The sequence below is a fragment of the Streptococcus sp. 27098_8_113 genome, assembly GCF_041432545.1.
In the GTDB taxonomy this organism is placed as follows: Bacteria; Bacillota; Bacilli; order Lactobacillales; family Streptococcaceae; genus Streptococcus.
This window is the reverse complement of record NZ_JAPVZU010000002.1, coordinates 83,565-97,915: the sequence shown is the minus strand read 5'-3', so window position 1 is coordinate 97,915 and position 14,351 is coordinate 83,565. Positions and strand designations below refer to the sequence as shown.

The following is a 14,351-nucleotide window of genomic DNA, read 5'->3' as shown; positions in this document are numbered from 1 at the left end:
ATCTCCTTTTGTTTAATATACTCATTATACTCAAAGGAGATATAGTTTTCAATTATACTTTTTCTCTAACTAGATATAGTAATAAGCTATATCTTTAGTAATGCATCAATACCTTGTAGTCATAATCGCCGATTGCTTCGCGACCTTTGAGCTCATCCAGCTCGATAAGAAAGGCACAGCCAGCCACTACGCCGCCAAGACGCTCAATCATCTCAATGGTTGCCTTAACAGTTCCACCAGTCGCAAGAAGATCATCAACAATCAGAACACGTTGACCAGGTTTGATTGCATCCGCATGCATAGTCAGAGTATCTACACCATACTCTTTTTCATAGTCCGCTGAGATGACTTCACGAGGAAGTTTGCCAGGCTTACGGACAGGAGCAAAACCAATTCCCAATTCAAAGGCAACTGGACAGCCTACGATAAAGCCACGCGCTTCTGGACCGACGATCATGTCAATTTCCTTGTCAGTCGCATATTGAACAATTTCACGAACAGCGTAGCTATAGGCATTCCCATCAGCCATCAAAGGGCTGATATCGCGGAAGAGAATCCCTTCCGTTGGGTAGTTTTCAATGGTTGCAATATAATCTTTTAAATTCATAATATTCTTTCTTTCAAAAAATTTTTTACTCTCTATTATACCATGTTTTATTTAAAAAGGCTCTAGCAGACTTTCAAATTTTTTTAGATATGAAATGTTTGGAAAATAGAGGGATTTCCCTTATTTGTCCATCAAATAATCATAAATCTCCTGCACAGTGCCCAGTGCCATGAGTTCTTGCTCTTTGACCACGCGCTTGAGGTCTTGGTAAATATGACTACTGTCAATCTCTTTCTTTTCAGCTTCCTTATTAACTGTCATGACACCTTCGGTGATGCTGACAAAGCCCAGCTCTTCAAAAATCTGAATCATTTTGACCAAGAGAATTGGGTCGATTTTCAGGTAATCCGCCAACTCTTTAAGTTTATAGCGAACATCAAACTCAGGGAACTGGTAGATTGTCTTGTAGAGTTTGGCAAATTGCTCACGGGTACCATAGCCGGTCAGATAGTAAGGCTTGGCAATCTCATTCTTAAAGTAAATCGCTTCAAAATCCTGTGATTGAAGAATCTTCTTCAAGACCTTCAAATCATCAGGCAGGTCATAAACCACAACTGCTCTGCTATTTGTCAAATCCGGCAATTCCTCTGTGAAACGCAAGACTGGAACCTTGTCAGGTAGCGTCGCATTTTTGCTGCGGATATTGAAAAGCTGAACGCCGTCCACACGGGCATCTACCAGCATAAGCTGAAGACTAGTCTGTCCATTCCATTTATTGACAGAGAGGCTGACAGCTAGCTCCAGATTCTTGGTCTGGGCAAATTCTGTCGCCAGGCTTCCTTGCCCAAAAGCTACTACTTCAAAAGATGCGTCTTCCTGAGAAATTTTTAGCTTGAGATGGCTATTGCCAGCTCCCATAGTCCGAGCATTGTCCACTTTAAAATCCTTGAGATAAAAGAGTGGCTTCTTATTATCCATACCAAAAGGCGCCAGTTTTTCAAAGCTTTTGAGTGTATCAAGGGTCAGTTCTGGCAGCTGCAACTCCTCGTCTAAATAGAGTGTTGTTTTGCCAGTCAAATCCAAATCATTATCTAAGATGTAGGCTGTCAAGATGTCAGCAAGTTCCGCCAGCTTGTCTGCTTCGAGAGTCATCCCAGCTGCTCCAGCATGGCCGCCAAAGGCTACAAAGAGGTCACGATGACTGTCCAAGGCCTCAAAAATATTGACCGCTTCAATACTGCGGGCGCTACCCTTAGCGATGCCATCCTCAATATTAAGCACTATGACTGGCTGGTGCAGCTCTTCCAGCAAGCGCCCAGCGACAATCCCTAGCACACCAGGATTCCAACCTTCCTTGGCCAGCACCTGTACTGGTCTCTTAGGATCCAGCATGGTTTGTGCTTCTTCATAAATCTGCTGGACGATTTCCTTACGCTCATCATTTTTTTGGTTGACCATGAGCGCAATGTCGCGAGCTTCCTCATCATCAAAGCCAGTCAAAAGCTCAACTGCTGGATTTGGATCATCCAGCCGTCCCAAGGCGTTGAGTCGGGGAGCAAGCTGGAAGCCAACCGTTTCTTCATCCAGTTCATCTGGCTGAATACCAGCTATTTTGAAGAGTTCCTGTAGACCTATTCTCTGAGTGTTTTTGAGGATGGAAAGGCCGTATTTGACTAAGATCCGATTTTCCCCTTTCAGACTGACCATATCGGCAATGGTACCAATGGCAACTAAGTCCAAAAGTTCAACTTGGACTTCTTCCAACAAGGCTGTTGCCAGCTTAAAAGCCACACCACAACCGGCTAAATACTTGAAAGGATAATCTGCTCCGCTATGTTCCGGATGGACAATCGCATAGGCGTTTGGCAGCTCCTCAGGCATAGAGTGGTGATCCGTCACGATGACATCCACGCCCAGAGACTGGGCCAGCTCGATAGCTTCAAGTCCCGCTACTCCATTATCCACTGTAATAATGAGCGAGGTGCCTTGATTTTCAATAAAATACTTGTAAACACTGCTATTAGGACCATAGCCGTCCGTAAAGCGATTGGGCAGATAGACCTGACACTCAGCCCCCAACTGCTCCAAGGCTTCCTTGACAATCGATGCCGAGGTCATACCATCTGCATCATAATCACCATAGATCAAAATCTGCTCATAATTCTCAATCGCTGAGCGAATTCGCTCCACTGCCCGCTCCATATCATGCAGATCATAAGGGTCGTGAAGCTGGTCTAAACTAGGCTCCAAAAATTCCTGTAAAGCCTCTTCAGTCTGCACACCTCTTTGGTAAAGAAGACTAGCAGCTGCGGGTTCTAGCCCAGCTTTCTTAGCCTTTTTTAAAAATTTTTCATCTGTAAAATTTGTGGCAAACTGCCAGTCATATTTTGAGCTAATCATGATAAGTGAAACTCTTTCTCCGTTCAATCTTGTCTGAATATTATAACATGAAAAAGCGACAGAACAGAAGAAAAAGGCACGAAATATTTCTTCTGTTCTATCACTTTATGTTTTACTTCCACTTTATGTTTTACTTCCACTTTATGTTTTACTTCCTCACTCGATTAAAATTTGAACAAGGACAACCTTTCTGGATTTCCGCTTACCAGCTAGGGCTTCTCCGATAGGCAGATCCGACTTACTAGCTCTCATTTGTCATCCCATTCCCTTTGTAAGTCTTTGCTGCAAGAACAAGCGCTTCCGAGCCAATAAAATGACTTCTGCGCTTAGATGAGTCAAGAGCAAGGTTAGCAAAAATACAATTCTTCCCTGCTGCCATTTGACAAAATCGGTTTTTTGGAGCAGATAAAAAGAGGATTCTATAAAAATCGGATGCAAAAAGAAATACAAAACGCTCAATTCTTTAAGGTGATACAGATGCCAGTTTTGACCAATTCTTGTACGCAAAATCCAATTCACCAGAAATAAAGCAAAGAGAGGCAAAGCCAAAAAGAAATTCTTGTCAATCCCTTGGTGAATAAAGACAATCCATCCATCTAGCAGCAAAAGAAGGCCAGACAAGAATAGCTTTTTCCCATAATCCTTCCTAAAAATGCTAGACTGCCGATAATCATAGAGTAGATAACCCAAGTAAACAAAAATGGGAGTATAGAAAAGGCCGTTTCGGGTGGTGAAGAAAATTTTAGCATAGGCATCAAATGATTGGGTAAGCCAGCTATGTGAGAAATAAGCGTAGTATGTCTCGATCGAGCCCATTACATAAAGCAGGAGCAAAAAAATCCCCGTCTTTCTAGCACCCCATTTTCTATAAACATAGTGAACAAGTAAAAGTCCCAAGAGAAAGGCTGGAATGTACCAAAGTTGATAACATAAGCCGATATACAAAAGCCCAGCCAACAAGGCTAATGGAGCGTAATGTTTTTGAACTGGCAAGGTCCAAAAATACGCCAAGGCATAAGGGACATAAATCCCGCTCCACAAAAGATACTGCTTCAAAATACGCTTAATGTACAGCTTCATATCCTGCTTCTTAGCCAAGCTGGACTTTAGCATAAAAGCTGATGAAATCAGGAAAAAAGGCACTGCCATGCGACCAAACATGCTTTTCTGAGTAAAATGTAAAACTTCATTTTCAAAAAGTCGCTGACAATGGACCAAAATTACCAAAATTGAAGCTAGGTACTGAAACAAACTGAGCATGGCGTAGTTGACCGGTTGCTCAGGCTCTCTGACATTTCTTTCTGCCATAAATACTCTCCCTAGGAAGATTTTGCTTAATAAATAGATTTAGTGCTTGCTCAGCCAAAGATGCTGAAAGGCAGCGATATCTCGGTAAGGAGATTGGGTGCAGACCGCCAGCTCCATTTCAAGCATCTTTTCAGCCCAGTCAGGGGCAGTTTTGTAGTCATTGGATTGCAGCCCGTAAAAAATCCGTAGTCCTTGATAATCCTCGACTTCTAATGGCAGACCTGAGATCACTTCCGAAACCTGATAGACCTTAGCAGCACCCATGCTGTGGGTTTGATATTCCTGACCTGCCAAAAGCTGCTGAGCCTTCTCTGGGTCATTTTCAAAAACCACTGTATGCATAATTCGCCCAACCTCGTGATGCTTGACCAGAGAAATTTTGCCGTCCTTTTTTAAGAGGCGGGAAAATTCAGCTAAGTAAAGGGATGGCTCAGACACATACTCTAAAACATTATGACAGATGATGACATCAAAAGACTGGTCTGGCAATGTTTGCAGAACTTCGAGACTGCCTTGCAATTGTTCATAGGAAAAGTTCTGCTTGCGCTCGACAATCATTTCTGGGTTCGGCTCGATGGCGGTCACTTGGTTCTTTTCCGCTAGAAAATCAGCCACAATTCCAAAACCACTGCCGAAATCAAGAATTTTCTGGCCCTTCAGCGATTTAAGAAAAGCAAAAATAATATCATACTGAAGTTTGCCCCAAGGCGCCTGCAAATGAGCCTTGTAAGCTTGTAGATTAGCTGTCATAAAACCTCACTTATAGTTAAACATATTGGCCGCCATTTTATCGGCAATTCTTGGAAAAAGGGTATAGAGCTTGTGGGCAAGATTGAGAATCCCAGGTAGATTCATTTCCCGCTTCTTTTTGCCAAAAGATTTGACAATTTTGCCTGCTACAAAGTCTGGCTCAAGCATATATTTGTCGACTGCTTTCACATAGGAACCATCAGGATCCGCCTGATCGAAAAAGGCTGTTTTGATAGGACCGGGATTTACCGTCGTGACATAGACACCAAAAGGCAGTAGTTCCAAACGCAGGGCATTGGAAAAACCAATAGCCGCAAACTTCGTCGCAGAATAAAGACTAGACTTGCTACTTGCAATGAGACCGGCCATACTAACGATATTAACGATATGGCCTCGGTTTGTCCGCTTCATGCGAGCTCCAAAGATCCGGGACAGATTCATCAAGGCAAAGGTATTGACCTCAAACATGGCCTCGATATCGCTTGAGCTGATTTTATCAAATTCCTCAAAAATCCCATAACCAGCGTTATTGACTAGAACATCAACATGGCCGTATTGTCTGTCAATTCGCTCAGCAAAGCTTTCCAAAGCTGAGCTGTCTGTGATATCCAGCTCTACTAGGTCAAGATTTTCTTTTTCTCCATATAGTTTTTCCAGCTTAGCCTTGCTCCGTCCGACCAAAATCAGTCGGTCATGGGGCAAGAGCTGAACCATTTCCTGAGCCAGCCCACCGCTAGCTCCTGTGATGATGATGGTGCGCATTGTTCTGCCTTTCATGTTGTTAATTTAATGAAATCTTTTTCCAGCTAAATATTCAGCATAAGCTTGATCAATGACAGGAGCAAAAAGATGATAATCCTCCCAGCTACCTAAAAATTCCAAAGGTAGGTCGTACAAGTCATTGACTACAAATTCGGAATAATCCTTCATGTACTGATGTTCATAATAATTGTTCACAAAAGCCTGAAAGTTCTTTTTGACATCCATTGTTCCTAATTTTCCGTCACACCAGTCTAGAACATAATCCACACCCAAAGTTTGCTCGTCTTTGACACTTTGGAGTGATGTTTCTTCATCAGGAGTCATCATTTCCTTTGCATCATGCTGGATGAGCCAAGTCACGAAGAAGCCAATATGATTCGCAGCCCAACGATGAACCTCTCGGTAATCATCTTGTGTCAATTCTTCATTTTGTAATTGGTAGCTGTAAAGATAATTGGTTAATGCATCCTCAAAATACCAATCAGCTTTATCGAATAAACGATTTTCAACTGCCATCTTATTTCCCTCTTAACGAAACTGTCCTAAATTGGAAACTTATAACTCAACTTCTTCCAGGTCCTTGACTACATGGACATTTTCAAAGATAGCACTGGCATCACGACGCATTTGGCTAATGTCTTTCGATAAGAAACGCGCGCTAACATGATTGAGCAGCAGGCGTTTGACACCAGCTTCCTTAGCCACTTCGGCAGCTTGCATATTGGTAGAGTGACCATGCTTACGAGCCATCTTTTCATCTCCCTTGCCATAGGTCGCTTCATGAACCAGCACATCCGCTGCCACAGCCAAGCGAACACTTGAATCGGTCTTTCTGGTGTCACCCAAAATGGTAATGGTCTTACCTGGGCGAGGAGCTGAGATGTAATCGGCTGCGATGATTTTGGTCCCATCTTCTAGGACGATATCCTGACCATTCTTGACTTTTCCAAAGAGAGGACCAAAAGGAACGCCCGCCTCGCGCAGCTTGTCCGCATCCAGCGTTCCTTCCAAATCTTTCTGCATCACCCGATAACCCACACAGAAAATCGTGTGATCCAGCTTATCCGCATAAACAGTAAACTTGTCCGTCTCCAAAATCTTGCCCAGACTGTTTTCATCAAACTCATGAAAATCAATCCGATATGGCAGGCGAGAACCAGACACGCGCAAGCTTGTCATCACAAAGCTTTTGATACCGACTGGTCCATAAATTTCCAAATCCGTCTGCTCTTCATTGGCCTGAAAAGCTCGGCTAGAGAGAAAACCCGGCAAGCCGAAAATGTGGTCGCCGTGCAGGTGCGTGATGAAAATCTTTGAAATTTTACGAGGTTTGATGGTCGTTTCCAAAATTTGATTCTGGGTACCTTCGCCGCAATCAAACATCCAGACTTCATTGATTTCTTCCAAAAGCTTAAGGACAAGACTAGACACATTGCGGGCCTTGGACGGCTGACCAGCTCCAGTTCCTAAAAATTGTAATTGCATGTTTTTCTTTCTAAATGATATAAATCATGGCAGATCGATTCTGCGAGTGATAGTATTTCCTGCCAGCATAGGACTGGGCTAGCTGACTGACTTCATCTTGATTATAGCCAAGAACTCTCTGGCAGCCATCCGCTAGCTGCTGCCAATCAGTCAAAGCAGTCAGCGCCTGACTGTCCACGACTTGAGATTCATCTTTGAGAGGTACAATTTTTATTCTCCCAGCTTCTTCAAAAACCAAGTACTGTGGGAAGACTTGGGCGATTTCAAAGAGCAGATCAGCTGTTACTGGCTCTGGCTTTTCAGGGAAGACCAAGCCAACTTCCTCGTTCTCATAGCAAAACCCGTAGGACTTGCCAGAAAGATTGAGGCGGACAAAAGGTTTACTTTCGACAAAGCTAGGCTCAGGATTCCACAAGTCCAGCGCTTGGGTAATTTCTAGAAAATAGGCTGTCGCGGCTTCTGGACTTTTCTTTTGATAAAGCTCAGCAAAGTAAGCATTGATGACGCTGGGCGGCGGTGTGATAAAGCTACGCTTCTGCTCCCCTGTCAAGCCAGCCAATATTTGCTCTAAGTAGACCCTGTCTAGGCTTGTAAAACCGCCGTATTTGAGGGCCAAGTCAATAAAATCAGTCATAAAATTCTTCCAGTTTCCATTTATTTTTTTCGGCAATCCAGCCTGAAATAGCTTCGATATCGTCTATGTATTCTCGATTCCCGATAATCGCGACTTTCTCTAAATCATGAATCTTGTATGCTTTAGCAGGCGCTACCTTGATGGTAAAAGGCAAAAAGAGTTCTTTCATCCGCTCCAGTAGGACTTGCTGCAAAAGAGCTCTGCTATTGTCCGCCTTAGCCGAAATCAAAGAATAAGGAGTCAGGGTCGGGGTGAAATCCTCCGCCTTGTCTGCTTTGTTATAGAGAGTCAGCCGAGGAATATCCAGCATGTCCAGCTCTTTCATGATGTCGAGGACAGTTTTTTCATGCTCCTCATGATGAGGGTCGCTGGCGTCAATAACATGGACCAGCAAATCGACATTTTTACTCTCTTCCAGTGTGGACTTAAAGCTAGATACCAGCTCTGTCGGCAAATCCTGAATGAAGCCAACTGTGTCCGTCAGAGTGACATTGAGCTGACCACTGAGATTGATGTTCTTAGTCGTGGCGTCTAGCGTCGCAAAGAGTTCGTCAGCCTCGTACTGGCTCTTACTGGTCAAGCAGTTCATGATTGTAGATTTTCCAGCATTGGTATAGCCGATGAGGCCGATTTTGAAAATGCTGGACTCTAGCCGCTTTTCACGAACGGTTGCCCGATTTTTCTCCACTGCTTTGAGCTGACGCTCAATATCATGAATCTGATTGCGGACACTACGTCGATTGAGCTCCAACTGGCTTTCACCAGGACCACGAGAGCCAATGCCACCTGCCTGACGGCTGAGCATAATGCCCTGGCCAACCAAGCGAGGCAGCAGGTACTTGAGCTGGGCCAGATGCACCTGCAGCTTGCCCTCATGACTCCTAGCCCTCATGGCAAAAATATCCAAAATCAGCTGCATACGGTCAATGACCTTGACGCCCAAGCTTTCTTCCAGATTGACATTTTGGCGAGGTGTCAGACGGTTATTGACAATGACGGTCGAAATCTCTTCGGCATCAACCATCTGCCGGATTTCTTCTAACTTTCCAGAACCGACAAAGGTCTTGCTGTCATACTTTTCTCGCTTCTGGCTGTAAGAGCCGACTACCTCTGCCCCTGCCGTCTTAGCCAGACTATGCAACTCCTCCATGGATAGGTCAAAATTCTCCGTGTCTGCTAGTTCCACACCGACCAAAAAGACACGCTCTGTTTTTTTCTCTGTTTCTATCATTTCATATCCTTACTAAGACTTGGTGAGCCAGTTATTTGTCCAAAAAATTCTTGATGTCTTCCATAACCTGCTCTTTGTAGTCTGGATTTCCCACCTGATAAAAGGTCACAGACATTCGATTGCGAAACCAAGTCAGCTGGCGCTTGGCGAAACGGCGGGTATTCTGCTTGAGCTTGTCCACCGCTTCCTCTAGGCTTATCTGACCTTCAAAGTAGGGGAAAAGTTCCTTGTAGCCGATTCCCTTGCTAGCTTGACAGGTTGGAGCCTGCTCATACAGCCAGCGGGCTTCTTCTAAAAGTCCGTCTTCCACCATCAAATCTACTCGCTGATTGATTCGCTCATAAAGTCGCTCTCGCTCATCATCTAGGCAAATCAGCAGGGCTTCATAGTCTGGTTGATTATTTTCTAGTTGACCGCCTAACTGAGCAATCTCCAGCGCCCTCATAGCTCTGCGTCGATTTATCTGTGGAATCTCGATACCCAGCTCTGCTATTTTCCCAAACAAATCCTCATCCGACCAAGTATCCAGCTGCGCCCGATAGGCCAGAATCTCCTCGTGAGGGACGGTCCCGCCCAGATGGTAGCCCTCAAGCAAGCTCTGGATATAGAGCCCCGTACCACCGCAAATGATGGGAAGCTGACCTTGAGACTCAATCTCACGAATGGCCTGAGCCGCTTCAGTCACAAAATCATAGGCCGAATAGCTCTCACCGACCTCTCGCACATCCAGCAGATGGTGGGGAATGCCCTCCTGTTCCTCAGGACGAATCTTAGCCGTGCCAATATCCAAGCCACGATAGACCTGCTGGCTGTCACCGCTGATGATTTGGCCATTGAAGCGCTTGGCTACCTCGATACTCAGAGCCGTTTTCCCAACTGCTGTCGGCCCCACTATCACAATTATTTTGGTTTTCATCTTTTTTCCTTGAAAAAATTTTAATTTTTCGTTACTATTAATTATAACATAAATAATAAAAGTTCAGAAAAGGAGAAATCACATGGCTAAAGGATTTGGAAAAGGCGTTCTTACAGGTGTAGCAGGTACTGTCGCTGCTCTTGCTGGTGCAGTCTATGCCTTTAAGAAAAAAGTCATCGAACCTGAGGAACAAAAAGCAGCTTTCATCGAAGAAAACCGTAAGAAAGCCGCTCGCAAGCGTGTAGCACACTAAGCCTGCACATTTTACAAAAGAGAGTGGGACAGAAATCGGTAATTCGTTAGAATTCGATTTCGTCGTCCCACCTCCGCACAGTTGAGTAGGGCTGTAAAAGCTGATGAAATCAGCCTAGTAGAGCCCACTCAACCACTGCATCTTGCTCGACATTCCAAAGACAATTGAGAGGCTAGGACTTTTGTCCCAGCCTCTTTTCTTTTGTAGAAAACAGCAAGCTGAATAGCTGCCACAGCTAAAACAATTAATCTTTTACATTTCTCTCTTTCTTAGATGGCTGAATGCCATGAGAGCTAAAGATATAATTGCTTAAGAGCGAAAATACTAACAAGCCAAGCACAAAAAACAAATCATAAGTGGGGTCAGAAGACAGGGAAACGAAAGGAATAGAAAGACACAAAATTGTGACATAAAAGATTTTCAACTGCTTGATATAGAGACAAAAGAGTTCAATACTCCGACTGCCACTGATCTGCGACTTAGACTTACTTTTCGCGTACCAAATGATAAAGGCTTCCGCATAACAGAATAGACTTAGCAAAAAGACCATGCTCCCAAAGCGAATCTGCAGTAGAATGCCCACTGCTAACAATAAGATGAAACCTAAGCTCGTAGCAACTACTGCTCGCCTAGTATTAGCCATAAAATCAACTCCTTTAAAGGATAAATTCAAAGAATGTCTTTAGCACTTTTTTCTTTTTATTCTCAAGTAATCAAAAAATCAATCCTTATTTCTATGATGAGAACTAAAAAATATAAGCAAAACCATTAAAAACGAGGCAATTAGGCCTACCGTAGTTTGGTTTAAAAACGGATAATTAAAAAATAAATAATTACAGAGTGTTAATAATAGACCTCCTGCCGTTAGCACAAAAGATATAAGCAGAGAAATTTTAAAAAATAATTTTTTTCCATATTAGTGACCTCTTTTTTCCTTGTATATTCTATCAGAAAAGCGGAACTGCTTTTCTAAAATAGACAACAGTTAGTTTAAAGCCCTCTTTTTCGGATAATCCGATAAGTCATCAGACAGCAGAGGAGCATGAGAGAGAGCCGGATCATGATCACGCTGACACTATTTGCGGTAAAATCATTGAAGAAAAATCCTTTGCTATTGGAAAGTTTCAATAAGATTCCTTCCGTTCCATCGGTTGAAATTGAAAAAATAGTTAGTATCTTATTTATCAAACCATCTCTGAAAATATTCATCATAAAGTCTGGAGCCAAGAACATTCCCACAGAACTTGCAAATGTTGCTAGAGGCGACTTTGTCAAACTAGATATGAGAACCATCACTCCAAGAATAAAGAGTAAACCAACAAACTGGAATAGAATAAGGCGAATCAACAATTCTAAGAGATTCATATGGACAGGAAATTGCAAAATATTATAAATGGTCGAAATCCATTCCAAGTTCATCTGGACGCTGGTATCCCAACCACTCCAACCGAAGTAGGTCCCAAACACCAGCAAAACAAGGCTATTAACAAGGACAAATGTTAAAGTAGCAATTCCAAAAACAGATACAATTTTTGCAATCGTCAACTGGTTGCGACCATATTTAGTTGTCAAAAGTAATGAATCCATCTTTCTTGCTCGATCACCTGAGAAAACAGAGCAGCAAATATAGATCACAAATACCACCATTAAACTAAAAGCAGCATTTAAGGTATTAAACAACTTATGCCAAGGAGCAAAATTTCCCAGCTTTAAGGTTTTTAAAGGAAAATAGGACTGCAGCTCTTCTTGTGACTTGAGACTAATCTGGTCATAATGTAAGACATCGTCAGATTTATAGGTATCAGTTAAAATTTCTTGAGAATTTGAGACGAGGCGATCAATGGCATACCAGGAAAACATATCATACAATTCATTCTGTTTTAAATAGGGCATATTGGCTGCATAGTCATTAACGATTTTATCCATTAACTCATCAGATAAATAACCCGTATGCTCTTCAGCAATCTTTTGTTTGATCACAACTGCTTGTCTTCCATGTATTCGATCAGCTGAAGATCCGCTAATCTGTCCATCATTAAAAAAATTTGCATAAAACAATCCAGCTAAAACCAACATAATAGCCAGTACTGCACCTAAAACTGACTTCTTTTTTAATAATTTTTTCAATTCAAAAGGAACTAATGCTATCATACATTTACCTCCTCTCTAAAGTAATAAATATACAAATCTTCCAGACTTGGCACTATCCGTTGCGCCCCTTCGAAAGGACTATCATCGCTAATAACCCGCAAGACGATACCGCCTGGTTCTATCCGCTCATTCACAATTACATAATCCTTTGCAAAACGCTGCCACTCACGTTCGGAAACACGAAATTCCCAAACTTGCCCCTCGATAAGTGAAAGAAGTTCCTTAGCACTACCTCTTTCCACAAAATTTCCATCTTTTAAGATTAGGATTTCCTTGGCTATCGCTTCTACGTCCGATACGATATGAGTAGATAAGAGGATGATTTTATTAGCCGATAGCTCACTGATAATATTTCTGAATTTCACCCTTTCCTTGGGATCCAGTCCCACAGTCGGCTCATCTAAAATCAATATTTTGGGATTGTTGAGAAGTGCCTGCGCAATACCGAGTCTTTGCTTCATACCACCCGAATAGGAAGCAATCTTCTTTTTCCGAACATCATATAAACCAGTAAGCTTCAAAAACTTATCACTCTCTACTCTGGCTTGTTTCTTTGTCATTCCCTTAAGAGCGGCCATATATAAAAGGAAATCGAGCCCAGTAAAGTTATGATAATAAGAAAAATCTTGAGGCAAGAATCCGAGATACTGGATATACTCTTCTACATGCGAGGCGCCGTCAAACTTTATCCTTCCTTGGCTCGGCTTTATGAGATCACAAATGATATTCATCAAGGTCGTCTTACCTGTACCATTTGCCCCAAGCAAACCATAAACTCCCTCAGTAAATTCACAGGAAATATCTTTAAGAACAGACTTAGAGCCATAGCTCTTGCTAATGCCTATCATTTCTAACTTCATAGATGCCCTCCATTCCAAAAAGTGCCATTAGAGATAGCAAATCACCTTTTTCCAAAAATCACAAACATTATTATACTGTTATTATAACATAAATTTTTGATTAAAAGTTTTTTTTAATAGACTTCAACCATTTGCAAAGTCAATCTTAACCTGCTTAGATTATAGCGCACTTTCTCCAAATAACAAGCCGAAAATCATAAACAGTCTGCATTTCATCCTAAATGGTCATTTGAAGAAAAAAACACAGCACTTGCTAGAAGCAAATGCTGTTTTTACTAAAATAATAAAATTTAAATTACAAAGAGTATAAGAAAGAATTGACCAGCAGGATATTCCGTATCGTCTTCTTGAAAAAATGCTATAAGAAATATTCTTAGAAAACATCATGAAAAAGTAAGACAGAGAGAGTATAGCGATATACCGCTCAATTTTAGCAAATTTAATTTGTTTTATGTTTTCTACTAGCTACCTTGGCATATTTTATTCCCCAAATAAGTAGGATAAGTAAGATAAATAATAAAATAGTGGATATCAGAGCAATTAATTTTTGAAAGTCATCACTAATCGTTATCAGTCTGTAAGAACTAAATATAAACAGAGCCAAAGTCAAAATAGTAAAGAAAATTTGGTTTGATAAGATGTCGGAACTACTTTCTTTTTTTATTTGGTTCATAAAATAAAGATTCAACACAAGATTGCTCACAAGTATCAAATAAAAACAAATCTGGACTAGAAGCGATGCTTTAAAAACCTGGTTGCTTAAAATCATAATGAATAAAGCCAGACTAGGAAGCTGGGCAGTTAAAAATCGCATTAGATATGTATTGCTATATAATTTCTTCATTTCTTGTCACTCCTAACAATTAAATAACAAAAAACCAGACAACAGTTTGAATTTAAGTTATATTTGTCTCTAAACAAGTCATTTCTCTTAGTGCCTTCGTATTCTTAAACACTATATTAATTATAGCACTTTTAAACAGGTGTGGCATAAAAAATCTTAAATTGTCTTTTTTTACTCATAAACAGTTGTTGTTACTCTCATTGAGTTAAA

Annotated in this window: 14 protein-coding genes; 1 reads left to right on the top strand and 13 read right to left on the bottom strand. The window is 41.7% G+C overall.

All coding sequences use genetic code 11. The features are described 5' to 3' along the window. Positions 1 to 94: 94 nt before the first annotated feature. The 10 genes from O3644_RS01805 to miaA form a co-directional block, all read right to left on the bottom strand. Positions 95 to 607, bottom strand: coding sequence for an adenine phosphoribosyltransferase (locus tag O3644_RS01805; protein ID WP_045499661.1), 513 nt, complete (start codon positions 605 to 607; stop codon positions 95 to 97). Positions 608 to 727: 120 nt separating this feature from the next. After that, positions 728 to 2,947: a single-stranded-DNA-specific exonuclease RecJ gene (gene recJ, locus O3644_RS01800; protein ID WP_371594908.1), complete on the bottom strand. Its 2,220-nt coding sequence runs from the start codon at positions 2,945 to 2,947 to the stop codon at positions 728 to 730. A gap of 255 nt (positions 2,948 to 3,202) precedes the next feature. Next, entirely contained in the window at positions 3,203 to 4,255 is a 1,053-nt protein-coding gene (locus O3644_RS01795) for an acyltransferase (protein ID WP_048763253.1), read from the bottom strand. 39 nt (positions 4,256 to 4,294) lie between these two features. Then, a complete protein-coding gene (locus O3644_RS01790; RefSeq protein WP_048763256.1) occupies positions 4,295 to 5,005 on the bottom strand; it encodes a class I SAM-dependent methyltransferase in 711 nt (236 codons plus the stop codon). Positions 5,006 to 5,011: 6 nt separating this feature from the next. After that, on the bottom strand, positions 5,012 to 5,767 hold the full coding sequence (locus O3644_RS01785; RefSeq protein ID WP_048763257.1) for an SDR family oxidoreductase: 756 nt from the start codon (positions 5,765 to 5,767) through the stop codon (positions 5,012 to 5,014). Between the two features lie 24 nt (positions 5,768 to 5,791). After that, on the bottom strand, positions 5,792 to 6,283 hold the full coding sequence (locus tag O3644_RS01780; protein WP_048763260.1) for a hypothetical protein: 492 nt from the start codon (positions 6,281 to 6,283) through the stop codon (positions 5,792 to 5,794). Between the two features lie 39 nt (positions 6,284 to 6,322). After that, positions 6,323 to 7,252 (bottom strand): ribonuclease Z, encoded by a 930-nt coding sequence (gene rnz, locus O3644_RS01775; protein ID WP_048763262.1) that lies wholly within the window; start codon positions 7,250 to 7,252, stop codon positions 6,323 to 6,325. 10 nt (positions 7,253 to 7,262) lie between these two features. Beyond that, positions 7,263 to 7,886 carry a cystathionine beta-lyase gene (locus tag O3644_RS01770; RefSeq protein WP_371594907.1) on the bottom strand — a complete coding sequence of 208 codons (624 nt, stop codon included), beginning with the start codon at positions 7,884 to 7,886 and terminating at the stop codon, positions 7,263 to 7,265. Beyond that, the gene (gene hflX / locus O3644_RS01765) at positions 7,879 to 9,117 is read right to left on the bottom strand and encodes a GTPase HflX (protein ID WP_371594906.1); all 1,239 of its coding nucleotides are present in this window, start codon (positions 9,115 to 9,117) and stop codon (positions 7,879 to 7,881) included. The genes O3644_RS01770 and hflX overlap by 8 nt, the downstream gene beginning before the upstream one ends. A gap of 31 nt (positions 9,118 to 9,148) precedes the next feature. Continuing rightward, the gene (gene miaA, locus O3644_RS01760; RefSeq protein ID WP_371594905.1) at positions 9,149 to 10,033 is read right to left on the bottom strand and encodes a tRNA (adenosine(37)-N6)-dimethylallyltransferase MiaA; all 885 of its coding nucleotides are present in this window, start codon (positions 10,031 to 10,033) and stop codon (positions 9,149 to 9,151) included. A gap of 82 nt (positions 10,034 to 10,115) precedes the next feature. Between miaA and O3644_RS01755 the strand changes: the two genes are divergently transcribed. Next, positions 10,116 to 10,286, top strand: a complete 171-nt coding sequence (locus O3644_RS01755; protein ID WP_005590510.1) for a DUF3042 family protein — start codon at positions 10,116 to 10,118, stop codon at positions 10,284 to 10,286. Between the two features lie 244 nt (positions 10,287 to 10,530). Here the strand turns inward: O3644_RS01755 and O3644_RS01750 are convergent, their stop codons facing one another. From O3644_RS01750 to O3644_RS01740, 3 genes are all read right to left on the bottom strand, one after another. Beyond that, positions 10,531 to 10,929: a hypothetical protein gene (locus tag O3644_RS01750; RefSeq protein WP_268731062.1), complete on the bottom strand. Its 399-nt coding sequence runs from the start codon at positions 10,927 to 10,929 to the stop codon at positions 10,531 to 10,533. A gap of 347 nt (positions 10,930 to 11,276) precedes the next feature. After that, on the bottom strand, positions 11,277 to 12,437 hold the full coding sequence (locus O3644_RS01745; RefSeq protein WP_371594904.1) for an ABC transporter permease subunit: 1,161 nt from the start codon (positions 12,435 to 12,437) through the stop codon (positions 11,277 to 11,279). Next, the gene (locus O3644_RS01740; protein WP_148877353.1) at positions 12,434 to 13,297 is read right to left on the bottom strand and encodes an ABC transporter ATP-binding protein; all 864 of its coding nucleotides are present in this window, start codon (positions 13,295 to 13,297) and stop codon (positions 12,434 to 12,436) included. Before O3644_RS01740 ends, O3644_RS01745 begins: the two co-directional genes overlap by 4 nt. Positions 13,298 to 14,351: the final 1,054 nt, after the last annotated feature.